The sequence below is a fragment of the Nocardioides sp. Soil_C_8 genome (assembly GCF_057656315.1).
Window position 1 is genome coordinate 1,498,014 of record NZ_JBDGKQ010000001.1, and the last position, 24,975, is coordinate 1,522,988.

General features: G+C 72.5%; 23 protein-coding genes and 1 tRNA gene. 15 read left to right on the top strand and 9 right to left on the bottom strand.

The annotated features are described in order from the left end of the window. Positions 1-59: 59 nt before the first annotated feature. The gene (locus tag AC3A3L_RS07345; protein ID WP_487639346.1) at positions 60-1,829 is read right to left on the bottom strand and encodes a sensor histidine kinase; all 1,770 of its coding nucleotides are present in this window, start codon (positions 1,827-1,829) and stop codon (positions 60-62) included. Between the two features lie 118 nt (positions 1,830-1,947). Between AC3A3L_RS07345 and AC3A3L_RS07350 the strand changes: the two genes are divergently transcribed. The 4 genes from AC3A3L_RS07350 (at position 1,948) to AC3A3L_RS07365 (ending at position 5,613) form a co-directional block, all read left to right on the top strand. After that, entirely contained in the window at positions 1,948-3,093 is a 1,146-nt protein-coding gene (locus AC3A3L_RS07350; RefSeq protein ID WP_487639347.1) for an acyl-CoA dehydrogenase family protein, read from the top strand. A 2-nt stretch (positions 3,094-3,095) separates the two neighbouring features. Next, entirely contained in the window at positions 3,096-3,662 is a 567-nt protein-coding gene (gene thpR, locus AC3A3L_RS07355) for an RNA 2',3'-cyclic phosphodiesterase (RefSeq protein ID WP_487639348.1), read from the top strand. A gap of 145 nt (positions 3,663-3,807) precedes the next feature. After that, the gene (locus tag AC3A3L_RS07360) at positions 3,808-4,542 is read left to right on the top strand and encodes a VIT1/CCC1 transporter family protein (RefSeq protein ID WP_487639349.1); all 735 of its coding nucleotides are present in this window, start codon (positions 3,808-3,810) and stop codon (positions 4,540-4,542) included. Positions 4,543-4,737: 195 nt separating this feature from the next. Continuing rightward, complete coding sequence (locus AC3A3L_RS07365; protein WP_487639350.1) at positions 4,738-5,613, top strand: NAD(P)-dependent oxidoreductase; 876 nt, start codon at positions 4,738-4,740, stop codon at positions 5,611-5,613. Here AC3A3L_RS07365 and pntB read toward each other — a convergent pair whose 3' ends face one another. The 3 genes from pntB to AC3A3L_RS07380 form a co-directional block, all read right to left on the bottom strand. Next, complete coding sequence (gene pntB, locus AC3A3L_RS07370; protein ID WP_487639351.1) at positions 5,614-7,083, bottom strand: Re/Si-specific NAD(P)(+) transhydrogenase subunit beta; 1,470 nt, start codon at positions 7,081-7,083, stop codon at positions 5,614-5,616. It abuts the gene before it with no gap. A 4-nt stretch (positions 7,084-7,087) separates the two neighbouring features. Beyond that, positions 7,088-8,623 (bottom strand): Re/Si-specific NAD(P)(+) transhydrogenase subunit alpha, encoded by a 1,536-nt coding sequence (locus tag AC3A3L_RS07375; protein ID WP_487639352.1) that lies wholly within the window; start codon positions 8,621-8,623, stop codon positions 7,088-7,090. Between the two features lie 115 nt (positions 8,624-8,738). After that, positions 8,739-9,308, bottom strand: a complete 570-nt coding sequence (locus AC3A3L_RS07380) for a nucleotidyltransferase family protein (protein WP_487639353.1) — start codon at positions 9,306-9,308, stop codon at positions 8,739-8,741. Positions 9,309-9,361: 53 nt separating this feature from the next. Here AC3A3L_RS07380 and AC3A3L_RS07385 point away from each other — a divergent pair, with 53 nt between their 5' ends. Continuing rightward, the gene (locus AC3A3L_RS07385) at positions 9,362-10,117 is read left to right on the top strand and encodes an endonuclease/exonuclease/phosphatase family protein (protein WP_487639354.1); all 756 of its coding nucleotides are present in this window, start codon (positions 9,362-9,364) and stop codon (positions 10,115-10,117) included. 13 nt (positions 10,118-10,130) lie between these two features. On the opposite strand, the gene upp is transcribed toward AC3A3L_RS07385, so the two are convergent. Next, complete coding sequence (gene upp, locus AC3A3L_RS07390) at positions 10,131-10,772, bottom strand: uracil phosphoribosyltransferase (RefSeq protein WP_268112952.1); 642 nt, start codon at positions 10,770-10,772, stop codon at positions 10,131-10,133. 100 nt (positions 10,773-10,872) lie between these two features. On the opposite strand from upp, the gene AC3A3L_RS07395 reads away from it, so the two are divergent. Genes AC3A3L_RS07395 through AC3A3L_RS07405 form a run of 3 tightly spaced genes read left to right on the top strand, consistent with a single transcriptional unit; the run spans position 10,873 to position 12,306 of the window. Next, on the top strand, positions 10,873-11,358 hold the full coding sequence (locus tag AC3A3L_RS07395) for a tRNA adenosine deaminase-associated protein (protein WP_487639355.1): 486 nt from the start codon (positions 10,873-10,875) through the stop codon (positions 11,356-11,358). A gap of 10 nt (positions 11,359-11,368) precedes the next feature. Then, on the top strand, positions 11,369-11,845 hold the full coding sequence (gene tadA, locus AC3A3L_RS07400) for a tRNA adenosine(34) deaminase TadA (protein WP_487639356.1): 477 nt from the start codon (positions 11,369-11,371) through the stop codon (positions 11,843-11,845). Further along, complete coding sequence (locus AC3A3L_RS07405) at positions 11,842-12,306, top strand: GNAT family N-acetyltransferase (protein ID WP_487639357.1); 465 nt, start codon at positions 11,842-11,844, stop codon at positions 12,304-12,306. Before tadA ends, AC3A3L_RS07405 begins: the two co-directional genes overlap by 4 nt. A 70-nt stretch (positions 12,307-12,376) precedes the next feature. Here the strand turns inward: AC3A3L_RS07405 and AC3A3L_RS07410 are convergent, their stop codons facing one another. Genes AC3A3L_RS07410 through AC3A3L_RS07420 form a run of 3 tightly spaced genes read right to left on the bottom strand, consistent with a single transcriptional unit; the run spans position 12,377 to position 17,117 of the window. After that, positions 12,377-13,768, bottom strand: coding sequence for a wax ester/triacylglycerol synthase domain-containing protein (locus AC3A3L_RS07410; RefSeq protein ID WP_487639358.1), 1,392 nt, complete (start codon positions 13,766-13,768; stop codon positions 12,377-12,379). Next, positions 13,765-15,198, bottom strand: a complete 1,434-nt coding sequence (locus tag AC3A3L_RS07415) for an HAD-IB family hydrolase (protein WP_487639359.1) — start codon at positions 15,196-15,198, stop codon at positions 13,765-13,767. The genes AC3A3L_RS07410 and AC3A3L_RS07415 overlap by 4 nt, the downstream gene beginning before the upstream one ends. Beyond that, positions 15,195-17,117 carry a lysophospholipid acyltransferase gene (locus tag AC3A3L_RS07420; RefSeq protein WP_487639360.1) on the bottom strand — a complete coding sequence of 641 codons (1,923 nt, stop codon included), beginning with the start codon at positions 17,115-17,117 and terminating at the stop codon, positions 15,195-15,197. Before AC3A3L_RS07420 ends, AC3A3L_RS07415 begins: the two co-directional genes overlap by 4 nt. A 158-nt stretch (positions 17,118-17,275) precedes the next feature. Between AC3A3L_RS07420 and AC3A3L_RS07425 the strand changes: the two genes are divergently transcribed. From AC3A3L_RS07425 to AC3A3L_RS07455, 7 genes are all read left to right on the top strand, one after another. Then, positions 17,276-17,365 (top strand) — tRNA-Ser (locus AC3A3L_RS07425). A 75-nt stretch (positions 17,366-17,440) separates the two neighbouring features. Beyond that, positions 17,441-17,908, top strand: a complete 468-nt coding sequence (locus tag AC3A3L_RS07430) for an aminoacyl-tRNA deacylase (protein ID WP_487639361.1) — start codon at positions 17,441-17,443, stop codon at positions 17,906-17,908. 53 nt (positions 17,909-17,961) lie between these two features. After that, positions 17,962-18,624 (top strand): PAS and ANTAR domain-containing protein, encoded by a 663-nt coding sequence (locus tag AC3A3L_RS07435; protein ID WP_487639362.1) that lies wholly within the window; start codon positions 17,962-17,964, stop codon positions 18,622-18,624. Positions 18,625-18,710: 86 nt separating this feature from the next. Next, positions 18,711-19,091, top strand: a complete 381-nt coding sequence (locus tag AC3A3L_RS07440; RefSeq protein WP_487639363.1) for a response regulator transcription factor — start codon at positions 18,711-18,713, stop codon at positions 19,089-19,091. 271 nt (positions 19,092-19,362) lie between these two features. Beyond that, positions 19,363-20,022 (top strand): TetR/AcrR family transcriptional regulator, encoded by a 660-nt coding sequence (locus tag AC3A3L_RS07445; protein ID WP_487639364.1) that lies wholly within the window; start codon positions 19,363-19,365, stop codon positions 20,020-20,022. Positions 20,023-20,064: 42 nt separating this feature from the next. After that, positions 20,065-22,590, top strand: a complete 2,526-nt coding sequence (locus AC3A3L_RS07450) for an MMPL family transporter (RefSeq protein WP_487639365.1) — start codon at positions 20,065-20,067, stop codon at positions 22,588-22,590. Between the two features lie 112 nt (positions 22,591-22,702). Next, positions 22,703-23,473, top strand: a complete 771-nt coding sequence (locus tag AC3A3L_RS07455; protein WP_487639836.1) for an HAD-IIA family hydrolase — start codon at positions 22,703-22,705, stop codon at positions 23,471-23,473. Between the two features lie 7 nt (positions 23,474-23,480). On the opposite strand, the gene AC3A3L_RS07460 is transcribed toward AC3A3L_RS07455, so the two are convergent. Then, positions 23,481-24,974: a fused MFS/spermidine synthase gene (locus AC3A3L_RS07460; protein WP_487639366.1), complete on the bottom strand. Its 1,494-nt coding sequence runs from the start codon at positions 24,972-24,974 to the stop codon at positions 23,481-23,483. Between the last annotated feature and the right edge of the window lies 1 nt (position 24,975).

The following is a 24,975-nucleotide window of genomic DNA, read 5'->3' on the forward strand; positions in this document are numbered from 1 at the left end:
GACCGTTTTCGGTGGTTGTGGCCCACGCTGTGGACGAACTGTTGCCGCTCGAGGCAGCGTCAGCGGGGTGCCTGCGGGCCCCCGACCGGCAGCCAGACCGTGAAGGTCGTGCCCTCACCGAGCCGCGAGTCGACGGCGACCGTCCCGTCGTGACCGGTCACCACCCGCTCGATGATCGCGAGGCCGAGGCCAGTGCCGGGGCGCTTGCGTGCCTCCGGGCTGCTCGAGCGGAAGAAGGGGGTGAACACCTTGTCGACCTCGCCGGCCGCGATCCCGATTCCGGTGTCGACGCAGGTGACCAGCACGCCGTCGACCCCGTCCACCGCCCGGCGCGAGACGTCCATCGCGACCCGGCCCCCCTCGGGGGTGTACTTCACGCCGTTGGCGAGCAGGTTGGAGACCATCCGCTGCAGCCCGGCCTCCTCACCCGTCACCACGAGGTCGTCGGCCACGACGATCTCCACCTCGACCCCGGCCCGTGCCGCGGTGGGGGCGAGGAAGTCGCTCGTCTCCCGCACCAGCGCGGTCAGGTCGACCTCGCCCATCGGGGCGCCGCGGTCGGGGTCGCTGACCGTGGCCAGAGTCATCAGGTCCGCCACCATGTCCTCGATGCGCCGCGCCGCCCGGTCGAGCGCCTCGAGCGACTGGCTCGACTCCTCGGAGTGCGTGTCCAGGCCCAGCAGCTCGAGGTGGGAGAACAGCACGCTGACGGGGTTGCGCAGCTCGTGGGCGAGTGTGAGGACCATGTCGCGGCGGTAGTCGCTGACGTCGCGGAGCTCGGCGTTGAGCGCCCGCTCGCGCTCGACCAGCCGGGCCTCCAGCAGCAGCCGCGCGAGGTCGGAGGCGACCGTCGTCGCGGCGTTGATCTCGGAGGCGTTCCAGCGCGGTGCGTCGGGGACCCGGCCCATCGACAGCGTGCCGAGGTACTCCTCGCCCGCGCCGATCGGCACCAGCAGCCCCGACCCGAGGCCGTACGTGTCGAGCAGGCGCGTGAGCGAGGGCGGGGTCTCGATGGAGTCCTCCTGCATGCTCCACGTCCGCTGGCGCTCGACGACGACGTGGCCGCGCCGAGACCACTGCGCCCGCATCAGCTCGGACACGTGGCGCCGGTCCTCCTCCAGGCCGGACACCTCCGACCCGACCGCGATGACGTCGACGGTCGCCACGTCCATCGCCTCGACCATCGCGCGCGACAGCCCGCTCAGGAGGTCCTGCACGCCCAGCCCCGGTCGTACGCTCTCGATCGCGCGCCGCGCCTGGGTGACCATCCGCACCTGCTCGCCGTAGAGCTCGCGCTCGACGATGCTGATGACGGCCTCGAACAGGACCCCGGCCTCGGCGTTGATGGCCGCCACGCTCTCCTGCGTCGGACGCAGCCCGGTCAGCGGCTCGTCGAGGTAGAGCAGCCCGCGCAGCTCGCCGTCCTCGTTGTGCAGCAGGCGCACCATCTGGTCGTCGGGGTCCCAACCGCCGGGCAGGCCCGACGCGGGCACGTCGGGGCGGTGGCCGAACTCGTCCAGCCAGGCGCGGGTCGCGTCGTCGAGCCGCTCGTTCGGGATGTGCCACCAGCCGGCCATCTCGAGGCCGAGCCGGTGGATGTGGTCGAGGTCGAGCGGCGAGGCCTGGCCGAGCATCTTGTCGCGCGCGGCCTCGTCACCGGCGATCGCCACGAACTCGAGGTATCCGTCGGGACGCAGCGCCTCGATCGCCACGACCTTGTGGTGCGTGCGCTTCGCGACGTCCTCCGCGATCGCGTGCAGCACCGCGCGCTGGGCCTCGTTGCCCCACGCACGTCCCCTCGGGCGTACCCACAGCCCGTCGTCGTTCATCACCGCTCCCGCCACCTGTCCCGAGCCCGACGACCGCGACGTTACTTCGAATCCGGTCGTCCCGGACCCTCTTCCGGGTGATGGGCGCGGCTTGGTGACTCGCGGGTAACATAGCCGTATGAAGCGTGAGATCTACGACGAGGACCACGAGGCCTTCCGCGCCTCGGTCAAGCAGTTCCTGGACCGTGAGGTCACCCCGCACCTCGAGACGTACGCCGACAACCACGGCCTCGACCGCGACTTCTGGCTCGCCGCCGGCAAGCAGGGCTTCCTCGGCCTCGAGATCCCGGAGGCGTTCGGCGGCTCCGAGGCCGGCGACTACCGCTTCAACGCCGTGCTCACCGAGGAGCTCGCCAAGGTCAACATGACCCTGCCGAGCTGCGTGGGCATCCACGCCGACATCACGGTGCCCTACCTCGTGCACCTGACGAACGACGACCAGAAGGCCCGCTGGCTCCCGCGGTGCGCGACCGGCGAGATCGTCACCGCGATCGGCATGACCGAGCCCGGCGGCGGCTCCGACCTCGCGAACCTCCGCACCACCGCGGTGCGCGACGGCGACGACTGGGTGATCAACGGCTCCAAGACCTTCATCACCAACGGCGGCTCTGCCGACATCGTGCTCGTCGCCGCCCGCACCAGCCCGGAGAAGAAGGCCAAGGGCATCTCGCTCTTCGCCGTCGACACCACCCTCGGGGGCTTCAGCGTCGGCCGCGTGCTCGACAAGGTCGGCCAGGACGACTCCGACACCGCCGAGCTCTCCTTCGAGGACGTGCGGGTCAGCAACGACGACCTCGTCGGCCCCCTCGACACCGGGTTCATCTCGATGATGCAGTTCCTCCCGCAGGAGCGCCTCGGCTCGGCGATCACCAACCTCGCCCACGCCACGCAGATCCTCGAGGAGACGGTGCAGTACGCCAAGGACCGTCAGGCGTTCGGCCAGCCCATCGGCTCGTTCCAGAACACCCAGTTCCTGCTCGCCGACCTCGTCACCCGCGTCGACGTCACCCAGGCGTTCGTCGACGCGTGCGTGGTCGCGCACACCAAGAGGGAGCTGACGCCGGTCGACGCCGCCAAGGCGAAGTGGTGGACCTCGCAGCTGCAGAACGACGTGCTCGACCACTGCGTGCAGGTGCACGGCGGCTACGGCTACATGAACGAGTACCGCGTCGCCCGCGCCTGGCGCGACGCCCGCGTGACCAAGATCTGGGCGGGCTCCAACGAGATCATGAAGATGCTGATCGGGCGCGACCTCGGTCTCTGACCATGACGCGGATGTTCGTGGCGGCGGTGCCGCCGGAGGAGGCCGTCGCCCACCTGGACGAGTTCCTGTCGGTCCGGCGCGAGGCCGCGGCGTACCGCTGGACGGTGCCGGAGCAGTGGCACCTCACCCTCGCGTTCGCGGAGGACGTGCCCGACCGGTCGCTCGACGACCTCGACGCGCGCCTCGAGCGCGCGGCGGGGAAGCGCCGGCCGGTCCGGCTGCGGCTGGCCGGCGGCGGCGCCTTCCCGCACCCCGACCGGGCGCGGGTGCTCTTCGCGCGGCTCGACACCGACGAGGCCGGCCGCACCGAGCTCGACCGGCTCGCGACCGGCTGTCGTACGGCGCTGGCGAAGGCCGGCGCCCGGGTCGACGGTCAGCGCTTCCGCGCGCACCTCACCCTCGCCCGACTCGGACACCCCGACAACGTGACGTCGTGGGCGCGGCTCCTCGACGGCTACGAGGGCCCCGGGTGGGACCTCGACGAGGTCGCGCTCGTGGCGTCGTACCTCGGCGAGGGTGCCCGCCGCCGACCACGCCACGAGGTCGTCGGGACGTACGCGCTGGGCTGACGTCGTAGGCCACGCAGCCAAGCCTCACCTTCGTTGCGCGCCCCCCGGCTGCGAGCGACGATCGAGGACGTGAGCAAGCGGAGCGAGCCATCCAACACAGCCTCCCCAGTGCCTCATGCGCGCACGGAGCGAAGCGAGTACGTGCATGAGTCTTGAGATCGGCACCGACGAGGACCCCAGGCACTTCCACGAGGACCTCGGGGACGACGTCGGCGCGCGGCTCAACTGGCTGCGGGCCGCGGTGCTCGGTGCCAACGACGGCATCGTCTCCACCGCGGGTGTCGTGATGGGCGTGGCCGGTGCCACCGACGACAGCGGCGCGATCGTGATCGCCGGCATCGCGGCACTCACCGCGGGCGCCCTGAGCATGGGCGCCGGCGAGTACGTCTCGGTCAGCACCCAGCGCGACTCCGAGAAGTCGATCCTCGACCTCGAGGCCGCGGAGCTGCGCCAGATGCCGCAGACAGAGGAGCGCGAGCTCGCCGCGATGTACGTCGAGAAGGGCCTCTCGCCGGAGACGGCCGAGAAGGTCGCCCGCGAGCTCACCGAGCACGACGCGCTGCGCGCCCACGCCGACATCGAGTTCGGCATCGACCCCGACAACCTGACCAACCCGTGGCACGCCGCGTGGGCGTCGATGCTCGCCTTCACCATCGGCGCGCTGCTGCCGTTGCTGGTCGTCGCGTTCGTCCCCGACGGCGTCCGGGTGCTGGTGACCGTCCTGAGCGTCGTCGCGGCACTGGCGCTCACCGGGTTCGTCAGTGCCCGCATCGGCTACAGCCCGCGCCTGCCGGCCGTCGTGCGCAACGTGTCCGGTGGCCTGCTCGCGATGGGCGTGACCTACCTGATCGGCATGCTCGCGGGCACGACGGTCGGCTGACCCGGGCGGCGCTGACCGCTTGGGGGCGTCCCCCTGACCTCGGTACGACGTCGTGGCGCCAATCCGGCGACGCCTGACCGGATCCCCGCTGGCCCGCCACCGCGGCCGACGGCACGCTGGAGCACGGATCGGTCGGGTCGAGCGAGTGAGCGGTGCCGTCGGGGAGCGGCGGTGCACGAGTCGCAGGAGGCGCGGATGGCTGTCGGATTCATCGGGCTCGGGAACATGGGCCTTCCCATGGCCCTCAACATGGCTCGCGCGGGCACGCCCCTGCTGGTCTGGAACCGGTCCCGCGACAAGGCCGAGCTGGTGGCCGAGGCCGGCGCCACGGTCGCCCGCAGTCCGGCCCACGTGCTGCACGACTCGCGCACCGTGTTCCTCATGCTGGCCAACGGCTCGGTGCTCGACGAGGTGCTCGAGCGCGGGACGCCGCGCTTCGCCGAGATGGTGGCCGGCCGCACGCTCGTCCACATGGGCACGACGGCGGCGTCGTACTCCGCAGGCCTGTCCGAGGAGACCGTGGCGGCGGGCGGTCGCTACGTCGAGGCGCCGGTGTCGGGCTCGCGCCGCCCCGCGGAGGCCGGTCAGCTCGTGGGGATGGTGGCGGGCCCGGACGCAGCCGCCGACGCGGTCCTCCCCCTGCTCGCGCCGGTGTGCGCCACCACTGTGAGGTGCGGTGAGGTCCCGAACGCGACCCGGATGAAGCTGGCCGTCAACCTCTTCCTCATCACGCAGGTCACCGGGCTGGCGGAGGCGTTCCACTTCGCCGAGAGCAACGGCCTGGACCTGGAGGTCTTCCGCTCGGTCCTGGACTCGGGACCGATGGCCAGCAGCGTCTCCCGGATCAAGCTGGACAAGCTGGTGGAGGGCGACTTCGGGGTGCAGGCATCGATCAGCGACGTGCACTACAACAGCCGGCTGATCGCCGAGGCCGCCAGTCGTGCCGGCGTCTCCTCGCCCGTCCTCGAGACGTGCCGCGACCTGTTCGCGGAGGCCGAGGAGCTGGGGCACGGCCGCGCCGACATGGTCGCCGTGCTGCGAGCGCTCGAGGCACGCACCGGAGCCGGGTGACTACCGTCGCGCGAGCTCCTCGGCGGAAAGGGCGGCGACGATCTCGTTGACCTTGTCCTTGGCGTCACCGAAGAGCATCTGGGTGTTGTCCTTGAAGAAGAGCGGGTTCTGCACGCCGGCGTAGCCGGTGGCCATCGACCGCTTGAAGACGATCACGTCGCGCGCGTTCCAGACCTCGAGCACGGGCATCCCGGCGATCGGTGAGCCCGGCTCCTCGAGCGCGGCCGGGTTGACCGTGTCGTTGGCGCCGATGACGAGGACGACGTCGGTGTCCGGGAAGTCGTCGTTGATCTCGTCCATCTCGAGCACGATGTCGTACGGCACCTTCGCCTCGGCGAGCAGCACGTTCATGTGGCCGGGCAGGCGACCCGCGACGGGGTGGATGCCGAAGCGGACGTCGACACCCCTCTCGCGCAGCTTCTTCGTCATCTCCGCGACGGGGTACTGCGCCTGCGCGACGGCCATGCCGTAGCCGGGGGTGATCACGACCGAGGACGCGTGCGCGAGCAGGTCGGCGACGTCGCCGGCCTGGATCTCGCGGTGCTCGCCGTAGTCGCGGGCCTCACCGGACACGGCGCCGTCGGAGCCGAAGCCGCCGGCGATGACGCTCACGAACGAGCGGTTCATCGCCTTGCACATGATGTAGCTGAGGATCGCACCCGACGAGCCGACGAGGGCGCCGGTGACGATCAGCAGGTCGTTGCCGAGCATGAAGCCCGCCGCGGCCGCGGCCCATCCCGAGTAGCTGTTGAGCATCGACACGACCACGGGCATGTCGCCGCCGCCGATGGCCGCGACGAGGTGGAAGCCGAGCACGAGCGCGAGGACGGTCATGATCGCCAGCGGCGCCATCCCGACCCAGCCGTCGGTCTGCATGAACCACACCATCAGCACGGCCGACACCACGAGGATGGCCAGGTTGAGCAGGTGGCGCCCGGGCAGCACCAGCGGTGCCGACCTCATCCGGGCGCTCAGCTTGAGGTTGGCCACGACGGAGCCGGTGAAGGTCACCGCGCCGATGAAGACGCCGAGGAAGACCTCGGCGTTGTGCACCGCGTCGGACTCCAGCCCCACCTCGCTGTGGGCGGAGGCGACCTCGATGAAGGTGTTGTAGCCGACGAGCACGGCCGCGAGGCCGACGAAGCTGTGCATCATCGCGATCAGCTCGGGCATGCCGGTCATCTCGACGCCACGGGCCAGCCGGATGCCGATCGTCGCGCCCACCGTGCCGGCGACGAGGATGATGACGAGCCCGACCACGATCGGCGTCTTGTCGACGATGAGGTCGTCGGTGAGGTAGTCGAGGACGAGCAGCAGCGTGGCGACGACGGCGAGGGCCATGCCGGCCATGCCGAACACGTTGCCTCGGCGAGCCGTCTCGTGCCTGGACAGGCCGGCGAGCGCGAGGATGAACAGGAGCGCGGCGAGGATGTAGGCGCCGGTGACGAAGGAGACCACGTTCGATTCCACCCGCTCAGCCCTTCTGGAACATGTTGAGCATCCGCCGGGTGACGAGGAAGCCACCGAAGACGTTGATGCTGGCGAGCAGGATGGCGACCCCCGCGATCACCTGGATCGCGACGTTGTCGATCGGGGCCTGGAGGATCGCCCCGACCACGATGATCCCGCTGATCGCGTTGGTCACGCTCATCAGCGGGGTGTGCAGCGCGTGGTGCACGTTGCCGATGACGTAGAAGCCGATCACCACCGCGAGCACGAAGACGGTCAGGCTGGGCAGGAAGCTCGCCGGCGCCGCCGTCGCGAGCGCGAGGAAGAGCACGGCCGCGAGCCCGGCGGCGTACAGCCTGCGGCGCGGGTCGGGCGGCACCTTCTCGGCCGCCGGCTCCTTCGCGACGGCCGCGGGCGCCGGGCTCGCCGGTGCGGCCGACACCTGCACCGGTGGCGGCGGCCACATCACCTGGCCGACGAGGGTGACCGCGATGCCGCGCTGGATGACGTCGTCGGTGTCGAGCGTGAGCACGCCGTCCTTCCCGGGCGTGAGCAGCGTGACCAGGTTGACGATGTTGGTGCCGTAGAGCTGGCTGGTCTGTGCGGCCAGCCGGCCGGCGAGGTCGGTCCAGCCCAGGACGGTGACGCCGTTGGCGGTGACGACCTTCTCGTCCTTGACGGTCGCGGCGACGTTGCCCCCGTTGGCGGCAGCCATGTCGACGACGACCGAGCCGGGCCTCATCGCGGCGACCGTCTCCGCGGTGATGAGCTGCGGCGCGGGACGGCCGGGGATCAGCGCGGTGGTGATGACGATGTCGGCGGCGCGCGCCTCCTCGTCGTACATCGCGGCAGTGGCCGCCTCCTGCTCGGCGGTCATCTCCTTGGCGTAGCCGTCGGAGGAGACCTCCTGCTCCATGTCGACGGTGACGAACTCGGCGCCCATCGACTCGACCTGCTCGGCGACCTCGGGCCGTACGTCGAAGGCCCGCACGACCGCGCCCAGCGAGCCCGCCGCACCGATCGCGGCCAGCCCGGCGACGCCGGCGCCGACGACGAAGACGCGGGCCGGCGGCACCTTGCCCGCAGCCGTGACCTGCCCGGTGAAGAGGCGCCCGAACTCGTGGGCCGCCTCGATCACCGCGCGGTAGCCCGCGACGTTGGCCATCGACGACAGCACGTCCATCGACTGCGCGCGGGAGATGCGCGGCACGGCGTCCATCGCCAGCGCCGTGACACCGGCCGCGCTGAGCCGCTCGACCAGCTCGGGGCTGCGGGCGGGCGCCATCAGCCCGATGACCGTGGCGCCGTGGCGCAGCCGGCCGATCTCGTCGTCGGTCGGTGCGTTGACCTTCACGACGACGTCGCTGGCCCACACCTCGTCCGCCGGGACCACCTCCACGCCCGCGTCGGTGAAGGCCACGTCGGGCTGGTCGGCCGCCTCGCCGGCACCCTGCTCCACCACGACGTCGTACCCGAGCGCGGCGAGCTGGGACGCCGTCTTCGCCGTGGCGGCGACCAGCGTCTCTCCGGGCCGGGACTCACGGGGGATGCCGATGCGCACTGCTGCCTCCTGATGTGGCCGGACGGGCGGCTGGAAGGTCGGGCCGCGCACAACGTACCGAATAGGCCGCGCCCACACCGTCGTCTCATGTGGCGTGGACCACATCGGGGCGCGGCTAGGCCGGAGGCACCACGTCGAGCCGCTCGAGCAGGAACAGCAGTGCCGCGGCGAACGGGCTGTCGGCGGTCTCCTCCCGCACCCGGCCGAAGTCGACCTGCTCGCGGAGGGCCCGCACGACCGGGATCATGGCGCCGAAGTCGCAGTAGTGCTCGTCGAGCGCCAGCATCTTCTGCACGAGCACCTCCGTCGCGGAGAGCACCGGCATCTCCACGGACAGCACCTCGAGGACGTCGGCGTCCTCCACGAGCGCGCGCTGCGCGGGACCGCCCGAGTGGCGGTGGATGAGGTCGACCATGGCTCCGTCGCTGAACGCCTTGAACAACCAGTCCTCGGGAGGGTGCACCACCTCCACGCCGCCGGCCTCGAGGACCTCGGCGGCACGGTCGGCGTCCTCGGCCGCGACCAGGAAGTCCACGTCGTGGACCGACTCGGGACCGCCCCGCGCCCACACGGCGTACCCGCCGGTCAGGGCGAACGGGACGCCGCCCTCCTTGAGCACGACGGCGACGCGCTTCAGAGCCTCCCGCAGGGAGTCCTGCGACTCGGGCGACGGAGCAACCGGCATGACACGAAGTACCCAACGCGCATGACTTCACCCGCCACGGGCACCGGGACCCCGTGCGCCTGGCCACCTTCAACATCCTGCACGGCCGGTCGCAGGCCGACGACCGGGTCGACCTCGACCGCTTCTCCGCCGCGATCGCCTCGCTCGACGCCGACGTGCTCGCGCTGCAGGAGGTGGACCGCTACCAGGCCCGCTCGTCCGACGCCGACCTCACCGCGCTCGCCGCCGAGGCGATGGGTGCGCCCGAGCACCGGTTCGTGGCGGCGCTCAGCGGCGTTCCCGGCGCCACCTGGATGGCGGCAGTGGGAGACGAGCAGCCCGACAGCGCGGCGTACGGCATCGCGCTGCTGTCGCGGTACCCCGTCCGCGCCTGGCACACGGTCCGGCTCGGCCCGGTGCCGGTGCGGTTCCCGATGAAGTTCCGGGGATCGCGACGGCCCGAGCTCGTCCGCGACGAGCCCCGGGTGGCCGTCGCCGCCACGGTGGAGACGCCGCACGGCGTCGTCACGGTGGCCAACGTGCACCTGACGTTCGTCGAGTGGTGGAACGGGCGCCAGCTCGCGCGGGTGCGTGACTCGCTGTCGGGCGCCGACCGGCCGTTCGTGCTGATGGGCGACCTCAACATGGGGCCTGACCGCGCGTCACGCATCGCGCGGATGCGTCCGCTCGTGTCGGGCCTGACGTTTCCTGCCCACACTCCTCGCGCGCAGCTCGACCACGTCCTGGCCGACGGCGACCTTCCGCCTGCCGCGGGCAGGGTGGTGGAGCTGCCGCTCTCCGACCACCGGGCGCTGGTGGTCGACCTCTGAGGACCGGTGTCGGTCAGTGAGCGACGCCGTAGAGGCGGTCGCCGGCGTCGCCGAGGCCGGGGACGATGTAGCCCTTGTCGTTGAGCTTCTCGTCGAGCGCGGCGGTGACCACCGTGACCGGCACGTCGAGGCCGGCGAGGCCCTTCTCGAGGTTGTCGACACCCTCGGGCGCTGCGAGCAGGCAGATGGCGGTGATGTCGTCGGCGCCCCGGTCGGTGAGGAAGCGGACCGCCGCGGCGAGCGTGCCGCCGGTCGCGAGCATCGGGTCCAGCACGTAGCACTGGCGGCCCGAGAGGTCCTCGGGGAGCCGCTCGGCGTAGGTCGAGGCCTCGAGGGTCTCCTCGTTGCGGACCATCCCGAGGAAGCCCACCTCCGCGGTCGGCAGCAGGCGCATCATCCCGTCGAGCATGCCGAGCCCGGCGCGAAGGATCGGGACGACCATCGGCTTCGGCTGGGCGAGGTAGACCCCGGTCGTCGGACCGACGGGCGTGGTGATCGGCCGCGGGTCGACGCGCACCTCGCGGGTCGCCTCGTAGGCGAGGAGGGTCACCAGCTCGTCGGTCAGCCGACGGAACGTCGGCGAGTCCGTGTACTCGTCGCGCAGGACGGTGAGCTTGTGGGAGACGAGCGGGTGGTTCACCACGTGCAGGCGCATGGGGCTCACCCTAGTGGGGAGCCCGCTGGCCGATCGAGGTGCCGGAGAGGGTTGGCGGTCCCCATCCTTTCTGCGACATTGGATGAGGGAGGTACTGGGGATGTCCGAGCAGACCGGCGAGGTCGACTTCGCGCTGGCCGCGTTCCGCGACGACGGGACGTGGCAGGTGCAGGAGATCGCCGCGCCCGCCTTCGACTCCGTCGACTCCCTCAGCCACGCCCTGCGCCAGGTCGCGCGCGGTGACGGCGCGGTGGGGATGGTCGCCGTCGACGAGGACTTCTTCGTGGTCGTGCGGGTCTCCGGCCCCAGCACGCGCGTGCTGCTCTCCGACGTCACCGCCGCCGACGAGTGGGAGCTGGCCCAGTCGGTCATCGACTTCCTCGGCCTGCCGCCGCCGGAGGACGACGACGTCGAGGTGCCGGCCGGCGACCTCGGCCTGCTCGACGACCTCGGGCTCCACGCCATCGATCTCGGCGCCCTCCTCGACGACGTCGAGCTCTACCCTGACGAGATGCTCTCCGAGATCGCCCGCCGTCTCGGGTTCGGCGAGCTCTTCGACGACGCGGTCGGCCTCACCTCGGCATGAGCACCCCCTCATGACCGCCCCGGGACCCTGGGACGGCGCGATGCGCCTGGCCCTGACCGAGGCGCGGGCTGCGCTGGAGGCGGACGACGTACCGGTCGGCGCCGTCGTCCTCGACGCGTCCGGCGCGGTCGTCGCCACGGGACACAACACCCGCGAGTCCCACCACGACCCCACCGGCCACGCCGAGGTCGTCGCGATCCGCGCCGCCGCGGCCGCCCGCGGCGAGTGGCGCCTCACCGGGTGCACCCTCGTCGTCACGCTCGAGCCCTGCACGATGTGTGCCGGCGCGGTGGTGCTCTCCCGGGTCGACCGCCTCGTCTTCGGGGCGTACGACGACAAGCTGGGCGCCGTCGGCTCGCTGTGGGACGTCGTGCGCGACCGTCGGCTCAACCACCGTCCCGAGGTCGTCGCCGGGGTGCTGGCCGCCGAGTCCACCACGCTCCTCGACGGCTTCTTCGCCGGCCACCGCTCGGCCGGGCTCCGGTGACCACCGTCCGCCGCGCCACCCCCGGGGACGCGGCCGTGCTGGGCCGGATGCTCTGGGACTTCAACACCGAGTTCGAGACCGAGACCGACGACGCCGACGTCCTGACCGCGCGGTTCGGCCGGCTCCTGGTGCTGCCCGAGATCGTCGCGGTGCTCGCCGAGGACGAGAACGAGGCGGTGGGGTTCGCCCTGGTGAGCCTGCGCCCGGCCATCTGGTTCGACGGCCCGGTCGCGCAGCTCGAGGAGCTCTACGTCGTACCCCGGCTCCGCTCCGGCGGGATCGGCACCCAGGTCCTCGCCCTGTGCCGGCGCCTCGTGCGCGACCTCGGGGCCCCCGAGATGCACATCAACGTCGACGAGGTCGACGTCGACACCCGCCGCTTCTACGAGCGGCACGGCTTCGTCAACATCGAGGACGGGGTCGACTACCGGATGCTCTGCTACGTCGGTCCGACCGACTGATGTGTCGCCGAGCGGTGTCCCAGCCACATTCCGCGGCGCCCGAATGTGGCTCACGGACCGCCCAACCCGCTCAACCCGTGAAGGCCGCGACCTCCTCGGCGAGGCAGTCGGCCAGCCCCGCCAGGTCGGCGACCGCGCTCGCGTCGACGTTGACGCCGATGCAGGCGGTGTCGCCGCAGGTCACCAGGCAGACGGTCAGCGCGGCGCCGGGCAGCGGCCCGAGGACGTACATCCCCTGGACCTCGGCGCCGGCCATGTAGCGCCGGCGCGGGGGTCCCGGCAGGGTGAGGACGAAGGCGTCGGGGGCCTCGGCCGTGCGGAGGGCGGACGCCCCGACGAACGACGGCATCCGGTTGAGCAGGGGCGCCGCGGCGTCGAGCACCTCGAGGGCGCGCTCGGTGTGGAGCGACAGGACCTCCCCGCGCACGGCGGCGACCCGGTCGACCGGGTCCTCGATGGACATCGGCCCGGAGATCAACGCCCCGGCGAACCGGTTGCCGAGGTCGTCGGCCCGGTCGAGCGAGACGCGCACCCCGACGGGGAGCTCGCCGACCGTGCTGCCGCGGCGGGCGTGGTAGCGGCGCAACCCGCCGAGCACCAGCGCCACGGCGGCGTCGTCGAGCGTGCCGCCGCCGAGCCGGGCGACCGTGCGCACCTGCTCGAGGGGCGCGTCCAGCGTGAGGAACGACCACATGCGACCGGTGCGCGGCGACAGCTCCGGGGACGGTCGTGCGGCCTGCGTGAGCAGCCGACGCACGGACGCGCCGTAGCGCAGGGTCGAGCCGGCGACCACCTGCGGCCGCACGACCGCGCGCCCGACGCGGCGCACGGTCGCCACCGCCACCTCGGGCAACGAGGCGACGCCGGTGCGCAGCCCGCTGACGGCGAGGTCGACCGGGTCGGGCTCCACCGGTGCCTCGGCCTCCTCGCCCAGCGGCTTGCGCGGGGTGTGGGCGCGCCGTCCGGACTGGAGCATCGACAGCAGCTGCACCGTGCCGAGGGGGTCGGCGAGCGCGTGGTGGATCTTGAGGACGTACGCCGCCCCGTCCGGCATGCCCTCGAAGAGCACCCCCTCCCAGAGCGGGCGGGTGCGGTCGAAGGGTCGCAGCGCGATCTGGGCGGCGTGGACGAGCATCTCCTCGCGGTCGGCGACCCGTTCGCGGCGGAGGTGGTAGCCGAGGTCGAAGGTCGGGTCGTCGGCCCACGTCGGCGCGGCCGTCGGCACGACCGGCTCGACGACGCGCTGGCGCAGGCGGCGTACGAGCCGGGTGCCCCACTCGGTCGCGGCGACGAAGCGGTCCCAGTCCGGCGCCTGGTCGAGGTCGATCACGACGGTCGAGGTCGAGGACTGCACCGGGTGGCGCTCCGCGCGCCACAGCAGCGTCTGCATCGGCGTCAGGTCAGGTGCGGACGACCACCCCGCCGCACCGACCCAGCGCTCGACGTCCTCCTCGGTGCTCACTGGGGCCACCTCGCGAGGGTCTCCTCGAACTTCGTGCGCAGCGCCGCGATGCGCTCGCTCATGTCGTCCACGCTCCAGTCAGTCTCGGGCTCCAGCACGCACACGTCCACGACGCCGGGGTTGAGCACCAGCGAGCTGCGTCGCATCAGCTCACCGGTGTTGCGCAGCACGACCGGCACCACGGGAACACCGGCCTGCGCCGCGAGGTGGAAGGCGCCCTTGCGGAACGGCCCGAGCACCGGCGTCGCCGAGCGGGTGCCCTCCGGGAAGATCATCAGCGACGTCCCGGAGCGGATCCGGTCGACGACGCCGTCGAGCGTCGCGCGGGCGGACTCCGAGTCGGAGCGGTCGATCCACGCCGGGTCGATCACGACCGAGCCGACCACGGCGCGCGGGTCCCAGCGCGCCTCCTTCTTGGCGACGATGGTGAAGTCGCGCTCGAGCAGCCGGCCGAGGACGGGGATGTCGAGCGAGCTCTGGTGGTTGGCGACGAAGATCGCGGGGCGGTGGGTCCAGAGCCGCTCCTGGTGGAGCACGTCCATCGAGACCCCCGCCAGGGCCATCGGCAGGTGGGTGGCGAGGCGGATCGCGGTGTTGCGGCCCTCGCGCAGGTCGCCGCGCGCCAGACCGTAGGCCAGGCCGAGGCCGACGCCGGCGTTCATGCCGGCGAGCGCGGCCGCCGTACGACCGGCGGCTAGCAGCGAGCCTCCGACCGGGTCGCTGAGGTCGAGCACCGGCCAGCCGAGGCGCGCGGCCGCGGCGCGCAGGTCGCGGTGCGGGTTGAGGGCGGTGGGGTTGCCGACCGACGACAGGAAGGCGACGTCCTCGTAGCCGTTGCCGTAGGCGTAGGACCGGGAGAGGTCGATCCCGTGCTCGCGCGCGAAGGCGCGGACGCCGCTGGCCTTGTGGCGCCCCCACAGCATCGGGCCGTCGGTGGCGCCGGTGAACTGTCCGTCCTCGACGACCAGCCGGGTGCACACCAGGTGCTCGACGCCGAGGTCGCGGGCGACGGGGGCGATCTGGTACTTCGTGGCGGCCGAGGCGACCGCGACGGTGTGGCCGGCCCGCTGGTGGGCCATCACGAGCGCGCGGGACTCGCGGCGGATGGTGCCGGCGATCTTGGACCGGAAGAGCCGCTCGCCGAGGTCGGCGAAGGCCTCCTCCGACTCGCCGCGCATCGCCGCGAACGCGACGTGGGCGATGCGGGTCGGGTCGCCGCCGAGCTCGCCGTCCACCGCGGTGACGACCGTGCGGAGGAACTCAGCGGGCGAGACGTCGCGGCCCTTGAGGCGGTCGCCGTAGAACGTGGCGGCGGTGTAACCGGCGACGAGGGTGCCGTCGAGGTCGAAGAACGCGGCGACCGACGGCCCCTGCGGTCCGGCCTCGATCGCCGTGATGGCGTCGGTGACCGCGGTGGACAGCCCGTTCACACGCGCTCCTGGTCGGACACTGAGCTGGGCTGGGGCGCGGGGTGGCCCACCGTCGTGGTGTCGCCCGCGATCTCGCCGATGATGTTGACCCGCCGCACGGAGTCGCGCAGCTCGGCGGCGAACGCCTCGCGCGCGGACCCGACGCCCTCGCCGCCCTCGAGCAGGCCCTTGTGGCGGGCGAGCGCCAGCGCGGTGCGGAACAGCTCGAGCGAGACGGACTCCTCGCTGGCGACCCGCCGCTGCAGCGCCCACTGCTGGCCGACGGCCAGCGAGTCGGCGAGCAGGTCGGCCTCGTCGACCGGGCCGTCACCGCGGTCGGCCAGCCGGTCGGCGACCACGAGGTAGGCGTCGAGGAACGGCCGCAGCACCAGGTGCGCGAGGTGCGGGCGCGCGCCGACGAGCAGCTCGCGGGCCTTGGTCGGCGTCATCTCGCTGATGCCCTCGCCGACCAGCAGCCGCAGCTCGGTGCGCAGGTCGTCCTCGAAGCCGGCGCGCGAGGGGAAGAAGAACTCGAACTTCAGCAGGTCGCGCATCCGCTTCGCCTCCTCCCAGCCCACCTGCAGCTCGCCACCGGGCGGCAGCTCCGCGCCCGGCTCGAGCTCGCTGACGGTGAGCAGCGCGAGCTCGCCGATGGCGCGCTCGACGAGGATGTGGATGACGGTGTTGCGGTAGAACGCGGCGACCAGGTGCTGGTCGTCGCCGATCTTCCAGACCGGCTCGGTGCCCCGGTCGTACGCCGTCAGCACGCCGCTGCGGGTCAGGTCGGCCAGCGCCCGACGGATCGTCGAGCGGTCCCGGAGGTCGGCAGCACCTGCGACGGGCCACTGGCGGGCGTCGATGTAGGCGGCGAGCGGCTCGACCGTGTCGAGGACCTCCTCGACGGTCAACGCGCGGTCGGCGCCGAGGAGGGCGAGCGAGACGATCGCGGTGGTGGTGACGGGCGTGGCCCGGTTGAGCCGGTGGGAGATGTCGAGCGCGACCCGCTCGACCGCCTGGTGGCCGGTGACGCCCTCAGCGGCGAGCTCGGCCATCCGCTCGCGCAGGGAGAACGGCTCGCCGACGGTCAGGTAGGCCCGGCCGAGCCGGTTGCGCTGCAGCCGGGCGAAGCGCACCAGCCAGCGCCAGTCCTCGGGCGTCTTCTTGGCCCCGCGCGCCTCCTCGGTCATCAGCGACACCTCGTGCAGCTGGTCGTAGACCACCGACAGCGGCACCACCTGCACGTCGGGCGCCTCCCCGCCCTCGTCCTCGCCCTCCACCGTGTCGGCGAGGTACTTGAGGATGCCGTGGACCGGCGGGCGCAGCTTGCCGGTGCGGGTGCGGCCGCCCTCGATCGACCACGCGAGGTTGCGCTTGTTCGTGACCATCTGCCGGATGTAGGAGCGCAGTGCGAGCCGGTAGACCGGGATCTCCTGCGTGGCCCGGCGGATGAAGATGAGGCCGGTGCGACTGGCCACCGTGCCGATCACCGGCAGGTTGAGGTTGGCGCCGCCGAAGGTGTAGGTCGGCGAGAAGCGCCGCGACGACAGGGCGTTCGGGATGACCATCCCGTCGAGGTAGGACCGGTGGCTGAACGCGAGGGCCAGGCTGTGGGAGCGGTCGAGGCGCCGCAGCGCCTGCATGTCGTCCTCGTCGACCAGGACGTCGTACGCCCTCAGGAACCAGTCGCCCAGACGCGCCCACCCCTGGGCGGTGCGGTCGTCGTGAGCGGCGGCCATCTCGTGGAGGTAGCCCGTGACCTCCGACCAGACCTCCCCCTCGTCGCGGCCCTGCTCGTCGGCCGCCGCGGCGACCGCGCGCTGGAAGCGCGTGTCGTGGAGCAGCTGGGTGACCTCCTCCGGCGGCGCGGCCGGGAGGCGCTCCCCCACGCTGCGGGGCAGGGCGGCACGGGCAAGGTCTCGTACTCGACGGACGGCGGCCACGGTCGCTCCTTCCCGCCCGGGCTCGGCACGAGCACGGGCGTGCGCCGAAAGTTACCGCCGTACGCCGCCGGTGGCCATGGCTGCGGCGTGACTGGTGGCCGACGGCTGGACCACCGCCGGTTTCCGGCTCGCGACCGCCCTCTAGTAACGTTCGGCGCGGTGACGTGTCCGAGCGGCCTAAGGAGAACGCCTCGAAAGCGTTTGTGGGCGCAAGTCCACCGAGGGTTCAAATCCCTCCGTCACCGCCACCCGATCGGGCCGGTCCTCCGCGGACCGGCCCGATCGTCGTTCCGCGGCTGTCCGGCCCGTCGTACGCTCGCCGGGTGGACGACGACAACCCCGCGCTCCGAGCCCTGGCCGCGTCGGGCATCGCGCACCGGGTGACCCGTCACGGGCGGGTGGGCTCGCTCGCCGAGGCGGCCGCCGCGCGCGGCGTCGAGCCGTCGGCGATCGTGAAGACGATGGTCGTGCGCCGCGGGGAGGGCGACCACCTCCTCGTCCTCGTGCCGGGCGACCGCGAGATCTCGTGGCCCAAGCTCCGCGCGCTCCTCGGCGTCAACCGGATCTCGATGCCGTCGGCGGACGCGGCGCGGGAGGTCACGGGCTACGAGCGCGGCACGATCACGCCGTTCGGGTCGCGGACCGAGCTGCCCGTCGTCGCCGACGAACGCATCGCCGGTCGGACGATCTCCATCGGCGCGGGGGCGCACGGGGTCGCCGCGGCCCTCGCCGCGGACGACCTCGTCACGCACCTCGGCGCGCAGGTCGCGGACGTCACCGACCCGGCCTGAGGACCGCGATCGTCCCCTTGAACGACGGGCACCCGGTTGTGCAGGATTCGACCATGCACCGGTCGGCAGGGGACGGCTTCAGGGCCTCCGGCGCTGCCCTGGTCGGTCGCTACACCTACCGGCCCGACAGCGACGAGTGGACGTGGTCGGACACGATGTTCGCGATCCACGGCTTCGAGCCCGGCGCCGTGGTGCCCACGACGGAGCTCGTGATGCGGCACATCCACCCCGACGACGTCGCGGCGGCGTGGGAGTCGCGCGAGGCGCTGCTGGGGCGCGACCAACCCTTCTCCTTCCTCCACCGCATCCGCACCGCACGGAACGACCTGCGGGTCGTCCTCGCGGCCGGCCACCTCGAGCGCGAGGACGGTACGCCGGTCGTGCACGGCCACCTCGTCGACATCACCGACCTGCGGCAGGACGCCGTGCACTCCGAGGTGGACTCCGCGGTCGGCGACTTCCTGGAGCACCGCGCCGTGATCGAGCAGGCGAAGGGCGTGCTCATGCAGCTCTACAGCGTCGACGCCGACACGGCATGGGCGTTGCTGCAGGTCTTCTCCGTGGACACCAACCGCAAGGTCCGCGACATCGCCCGGGTGCTGCTGGAGGCGGCGACCAGCGACCGCACGCCCACCAAGCGCCGACCGGTCTCGGCCCACCTGATGCTCGAGCGCCTCTACGGCGAGGCGCGTCACGGGGGACCCGCCCCCGGCTGACCCCGCGCCACGGGTGCTGCCGTCCCACCTGACGGCATTTCACCGTTCTGTGGGTGTGCCGTGTATTTCGCTTGTACCGTAGGTGCGTGCCCACCGTGCTGATCGTCGAGGACGAGCCCGACCTCGCACAGGTGATGGCCCTCGCGATCGGACGGGCCGGCTTCGAGGTCCTCACCGTCGACACCGGTGCCGACGCTCGCGCCACGATCGGTCGCAACGACGTCGCCGTCGTCGTGATGGACCGGGGCCTGCCCGACATGGACGGCCTCGAGGCGACCGCATCGCTGCGCGAGGACGGCTTCCTCGGCGCGATCGTGGTGACCTCCGGCCACGCCGGGCCCGAGCACGTCGCCGCCTGCCTGGGCGCCGGTGCCGACGACGTCCTCGGCAAGCCGTTCGCGCTCGCCGAGCTCGTCGACCGCGTGCGCAGCGCGACGCGCCCCGCCACCGTCGCCGAGGCCGGCTGACCGCTCGGCAGAAAATTCTGTCCGACTTCGCGTCATGGGGCTCGGGTGGGCCCGTCCCATCACTGGTTGGGCACGGCGGTCGCGTTCCGTCGCGCTCGTCCACCGTCCCCGGACGTCGTCCTCCCGCCGACATCCGGTCCCCCCAGCGGCGGTGGAACCGCGCATCACCAACGCGACTGCGGCACGGCCCTCGCAGGGGCCGTGCCGTGTGTCATTTCACAGGCCCGACGCCGATGTGGATCTATTTGCACTGAGTGCAACAATGGGGTGCGTGACCACCGCCCCGCCCACCGACGGCCGCAGCGCGCTGCGCGCTGAGCGGCGGCACGCCATCCTGGACGCCGCCCGGGCCCTCGCGACCGAGCACGGCCCCGACGGCTTCACCGTCGAGCAGGTGGCCGCACGCGCCGGGGTGTCCCGGCGGACGGTCTTCAACCACGTCGCCGGCCTCGACCAGCTCCTCGTGGCGGTCTGCGAGCAGATCCTCGCCGAGGCGACGGTGGACCTGCTCGGTGAGGTCGATCGGCGTACGGCCGACCTCCCGCCGGGCGCCGCGGGAGGCCGGGCCGCGCTCGACGCGGTGGCAGAGGCCACCCGTGGCGTCGACCTGCCCACGGCCATCGCGACGATCCACCGCGTCCTCGGCTGCCCGGAGATCGGGGACGAGCGGGCGCAGGGCATCTCCCGGACCGCCTTCGACCACGTCGGCGGCCGCCTGCGCGAGCAGCTCGTCGACCGCGCACCCGGCCTCGACCCCGTCGACCTGGAGCTCGACCTCGCACTCCTCTTCACCGGGATCGTGACCATCGCCGGCCTCTGGCTGGAGGGGCACCCCGACCTCGCACCTGACGTGCCTGCCGAGGCGCGAGCCGACTGGGACGCGCTCCTCGACCGCGTCCTGGTCCGCCTCCGCACCGGCGACGCCGGCTGACCCACCCGACTCCCACACCGCAACGAAAGGCACGCCGCCACCATGGCTGAGCTCCTCTACCGCATCGGTCGCTTCGCGGCCCGCCGCCACTGGGCCGTCATCGGCGCCTGGCTGGCGGTCCTGGCCGTCACCGTGGTGACCTACCTGTCCTTCGCCGGCGCGCTGTCGTCGAACATCACGCTTCCCGACACGCCCACGACGCGCGTGTCCCAGCAGCTGGAGGAGGACTTCGAGGGCACGGGCGGGGGCAACGGCTCGATCGTCGCCGAGACCACCGACGGGAGCGCCTTCACCTCCGACCAGCAGCGCGAGCTGAACGCGCTCTTCGACCGGCTCGAGGAGGTCGACTCCGTCGCGGATGTGTCCGACCCCTTCGCCACCCAGGACGACCTGGACTCGTCGGCGGAGCAGGTCGCCGACGGTCGCCGGCAGCTCAACGACGGCCTCGGCCAGCTCCGCGCGGCGCAGGCGCAGATCGACGCCGGCCGCCAGCTGCTGGACGAGCAGCGGGCGCAGGCACGTGAGGACGGGACGATCGCCGCCATCCGCCCGCAGCTCGAGGACGCCGAGAAGCAGCTCGACGACGGGCAGGCCGAGCTGGACCGCCAGCAGGCGAAGGTCGACGAGCAGGCACCCCGGCTGGAGCAGGGCGCCACCCTGTCCGAGCTCTCGTCCGGCTTCCGCACCGTGTCGGAGGACGGCAGCGCGGCAGTCGCCAACGTCACCTTCGACGTCTCGACCAACGAGGTCACCACCGAGGTGAAGACCGAGATCGAGGACCTCGTCGCCGACGCCGGCATCGACGGGGTCGACCTCTACCCCTCCCAGGACATCGCGCAGACCGTTCCGTCCATCCTCGGCCCGGGCGAGGTCGCCGGTGTCGTCATCGCCGCGATCGTCCTGTTCGTCATGCTCGGGACCGTGCTCGGCGCGGCACTGCCGCTGCTCACCGCGCTGCTCGGGGTCGGCGTCGCGTCGCTCGCCTCCCTGTCCTTCTCGGGGATGGTCGAGTTCGTGTCCGTCACGCCCGTGCTCGGCGTGATGCTCGGCCTCGCGGTCGGCATCGACTACTCGCTCTTCATCATCAACCGGCACCGCCGCCAGCTCCAGCAGGGCGCCGACCTGCACGAGTCGATCGGGCTGGCCAACGGCACCTCCGGCAACGCGGTCGTCTTCGCCGGTGTGACCGTCATCGTCGCGCTGCTCGCCCTCAACGTCACCGGGGTCGGGTTCCTCGGCCTCATGGGCACCGTCGGCGCCGTCGCCGTGCTGGTCGCGATCCTGATGGCCGTCACCCTCACCCCCGCGATCCTCTCCCTCGCCGGCATGCGCATCCTGCGTCGTCGCGAGCGGGAGCGGCTGGCCGCGGGCGAGCGCACCCGCGACGCGGAGATCACCGAGCGCGACCGGCCGATGAGCACCCCCCGGGCCTGGACCGTCCTCGCCCTGGGCGTGGTCGCCCTGCTCGTCGTGGCCGCTCCCGCGACCCAGATGCGCCTCGGCCTCCCCGACGGCTCGACCCAGCCGCCGGACTCCGCCGCGTTCAAGGCGTACGACGTCCAGGCCGAGAAGTTCGGCGACGGGTCCAACGGACCGCTGCTGGTCGTCGCCGACCTGCCCGGGGCCGTCGCCGAGGACGACGTGGTCGCCGAGCAGGCCGCCGTGGGCGAGCAGCTCGGGCAGGTCTGGAACGTCGAGGCGGTCGTGCCGATCGGCGCGTCGGAGGACCGGTCCGCACTGGCCTTCCAGGTCATCCCCGAGGGATCGCCGTCGAGCGAGTCGACCGCGGAGCTCGTCCAGAACCTCCGGACGCTGACCCCGCAGACGGCCTCGGGGGGCGAGGCCACCCTCGGCGTGGCCGGGAACGCCAGCGCGGGGATCGACATCTCCGACAAGCTCGCCGACGTGCTGCCGACCTACCTGGTCCTCGTGGTCGGGCTGTCCCTGCTCATCCTGGTGCTGGTGTTCCGCTCGATCCTGGTGCCGATCACCGCGACGCTCGGGTTCGTGCTGTCGCTGCTGGCGGCCTTCGGCGGCATCACGGCGATCTTCCAGATCGGCTTCCTCTCCGACCTGTTCGGCGTCCACGCGCCCGGGCCGGTGCTGAGCTTCCTGCCGATCATCGCCACCGGCATCCTCTTCGGGCTGGCGATGGACTACCAGCTCTTCCTGGTGTCCGGGATGCGCGAGGCCTACGCCCACGGCGCGCCCGCCCGGGTCGCGGTGCAGCACGGCCTGCACGCCGGACGCTCGGTGGTCACCGCGGCGGCGATCATCATGATCTCGGTGTTCGCCGGCTTCATCTTCAGCCACGACGCCACGATCAAGCCGATCGGCTTCGGCCTGGCCTTCGGCGTGCTCCTCGACGCCTTCGTCGTCCGGATGCTGCTCATCCCGGCCGCGATGCACCTGCTCGGCGAGTCGGCGTGGTGGCTGCCCCGCTGGCTGGACCGGATCCTGCCCGACGTCGACGTCGAGGGCGCCCGGCTCGAGCGCAGCCACCCGGTGGAGGACGAGCCGGTCGAGGGCCACGTCGACGCACCCGCCGGGGCCCACTCCGCGCGATGACGCGGACGTCATGGGGACCCCGGTCCGGGCCGGAGGTTCCCATGACGTCGCGCTGGTGCACCACAATGGTCCGGTGACCGAACCCCGCGCCGTCCACACCTGGCTCACCGACATGGACGGCGTCCTCGTGCGCGAGGAGGACCCGATCCCGGGCGCGAAGGAGTTCATCGCCGCGCTGCGCGAGCAGGGGGTGCCGTTCCTGGTGCTCACCAACAACTCGATCTTCACCCCGCGCGACCTGCGGGTGCGCCTGCTCCGCAGCAGCGGGATCGACGTGCCGGAGCAGTCGATCTGGACGTCGGCACTCGCGACCGCGCAGTTCCTCGACGACCAGCGCCCGGGCGGGTCGGCGTACGTCGTGGGCGAGACGGGGCTGACCGCGGCCGTCCACGACATCGGCTACGTCATGACCGACCAGGACCCCGACTACGTCGTGCTCGGCGAGACGCGCACCTACTCGTTCGAGGCGATCACCCGCGCGATCCGGCTGATCAACGACGGTGCGCGCTTCATCGCCACCAACCCCGACCCCAGCGGCCCGAGCGCCCAGGGCATGCTGCCGGCGACCGGGTCGGTCGCGGCCCTCATCAGCACGGCCACGGGCCGCCAGCCCTACTTCATCGGCAAGCCGAACCCGCTGATGATGCGCAGCGCCCTCAACCGCATCGACGCCCACTCCGAGACGACCGTGATGATCGGCGACCGGATGGACACCGACATCATCAGCGGCCTCGAGGCAGGCATGCGCACCGTCCTGGTGGCGACCGGGGCGACCGAGCGCCACCAGGTGCAGGACTTCCCCTACCGGCCGACGAAGGTCGTGGACTCGATCGCCGACGTCGTGCCCTACGTCGCCGAGAAGTGCCTGCCCGAGGACACGTAGGCCCTGCTCAGGCGGGCGGGCCGTACGGCGTCAGCAGCTGGTCGACCGGCGCGAAGTCGTCGGTGAGGACCGGGGCGTCGCCCACCCAGGCGTCCAGGTCTGCGCCGGTGAGCGCCTCCCACCCGAGGCCGCGCTCGGCGAGCCCCGCCGCGACGGCGGCGAGGTCGAGCGGCTCGCGGGAGGCGACCACCACCAGGTTGCCGCCGTCGTCGCCGGCGAGCACGTCCGGGGCGGAGAGCACTGCCACCTCCTCGAAGACCACGCCGCTCGTCCGCACGTAGGCGCGGGCGAACTCGAGGTCACCGTGGTCGATGACGTTGGCGAGGTAGACCCCGTCCTGGCCCAGGCTCGCTGCCAGTCCCGCCAGCGCCTCCCGCGTCGCAAGGTGCCACGGCACGCTGACCCCGCCGAACGCGTCTCCCACGACGAGGTCGAGGCCGGCGGGGTCGAGGTCGTCGATGGCCAGGCGACCGTCCTGCACCACGACCTCGACGCCGGCGGGGAGCCCGCCGCCGAGCAGCCGGTGGTCCGCATCGACGACGCCCGCGTCGATCTCGGAGACCCGGCTCGTCGTGCCGGGCCGGGTGGCCGCCAGCCAGCGCGGCAGGGTCAGTCCTCCCGCGCCGAGGTGGTACGCCGCCAGGGACTGGCCGACCGGGAAGGACGCGTCGATCGCGGCAGCCATCGCCCGGACGTAGGCGAAGTCGAGGTGGGTCGGATCCTCGAGGTCGACGTAGGAGTGCCGCAGCCCGTCGAGCACCAGCACGCGGCCGTCCGGCCGGTCGGGGTCCGTCGAGACGGACAGGCAGTGGTAGGTCGTCTCGACGTCGCAGCCGCTCGGCGCCGCCGCCGCTCCCACCCCGCCGAGCGCCACCACGACGCCGAGCACGGCGTCGCCGCGTCCTCGACGACCGGCAACCTGCACCAGGACCGAGGCCACCAGGAGCACGACCCCGAGGCCCACGAGGATCCCGCTGACCGGCACGCGTGAGACGAGCACGAAGCCGGTGACGACGGTGCCCACGATGGCGCCCACCGTGCCGATGCCCGACAGGTGACCCACGACGGTGCCGGTCTCGGCGAGGCTGGTGAGGCGGAGCTTGATCACGACCGGACTGACCGCCGACAGGAGCACGCCGGGGACGAGGATCGACAGCGTGGCCGCGAGGAGGAGCAGCCCGGGGTCGCCGGCGGCTGCGGCGCCGCGGACCACCGCGGGCGTCAGTGCGACCGCGGCCCCCGACACGCCCAGCAGCGGCCCGAGGAGCGGGCGAGGTGCGGTTCGGTCGGCGGTCCACCCGCCGGCCCACGTGCCGGCAGCGATGGCCGTCAGCGCCAGACCGATGACGAGGGTGTTGGTCTCGAGGGTCAGCCCGTAGTGGGGTGCGAGCAACCGCAGCGCGACGAGCTCGACCACGAGCACCGCCGCCGACGATCCGAAGACGAGTGCCACCGCCGCCCATGCCGACAGGTCCTGCCGGGTGGTGCGCTCGGGAGGCATG

Coding starts and splice junctions, on each gene's coding strand:
- AC3A3L_RS07345 (WP_487639346.1), bottom strand. CDS start 1,829: ATGAACGACGACGGGCTGTGGGTACGCCCGAGGGGACGTGCGTGGGGC.
- AC3A3L_RS07350 (WP_487639347.1), top strand. CDS start 1,948: ATGAAGCGTGAGATCTACGACGAGGACCACGAGGCCTTCCGCGCCTCG.
- thpR (WP_487639348.1), top strand. CDS start 3,096: ATGACGCGGATGTTCGTGGCGGCGGTGCCGCCGGAGGAGGCCGTCGCC.
- AC3A3L_RS07360 (WP_487639349.1), top strand. CDS start 3,808: ATGAGTCTTGAGATCGGCACCGACGAGGACCCCAGGCACTTCCACGAG.
- AC3A3L_RS07365 (WP_487639350.1), top strand. CDS start 4,738: ATGGCTGTCGGATTCATCGGGCTCGGGAACATGGGCCTTCCCATGGCC.
- AC3A3L_RS07380 (WP_487639353.1), bottom strand. CDS start 9,308: ATGCCGGTTGCTCCGTCGCCCGAGTCGCAGGACTCCCTGCGGGAGGCT.
- upp (WP_268112952.1), bottom strand. CDS start 10,772: ATGCGCCTGCACGTGGTGAACCACCCGCTCGTCTCCCACAAGCTCACC.
- AC3A3L_RS07395 (WP_487639355.1), top strand. CDS start 10,873: ATGTCCGAGCAGACCGGCGAGGTCGACTTCGCGCTGGCCGCGTTCCGC.
- tadA (WP_487639356.1), top strand. CDS start 11,369: ATGACCGCCCCGGGACCCTGGGACGGCGCGATGCGCCTGGCCCTGACC.
- AC3A3L_RS07435 (WP_487639362.1), top strand. CDS start 17,962: ATGCACCGGTCGGCAGGGGACGGCTTCAGGGCCTCCGGCGCTGCCCTG.
- AC3A3L_RS07450 (WP_487639365.1), top strand. CDS start 20,065: ATGGCTGAGCTCCTCTACCGCATCGGTCGCTTCGCGGCCCGCCGCCAC.
- AC3A3L_RS07455 (WP_487639836.1), top strand. CDS start 22,703: ATGGACGGCGTCCTCGTGCGCGAGGAGGACCCGATCCCGGGCGCGAAG.
- AC3A3L_RS07460 (WP_487639366.1), bottom strand. CDS start 24,974: ATGCCTCCCGAGCGCACCACCCGGCAGGACCTGTCGGCATGGGCGGCG.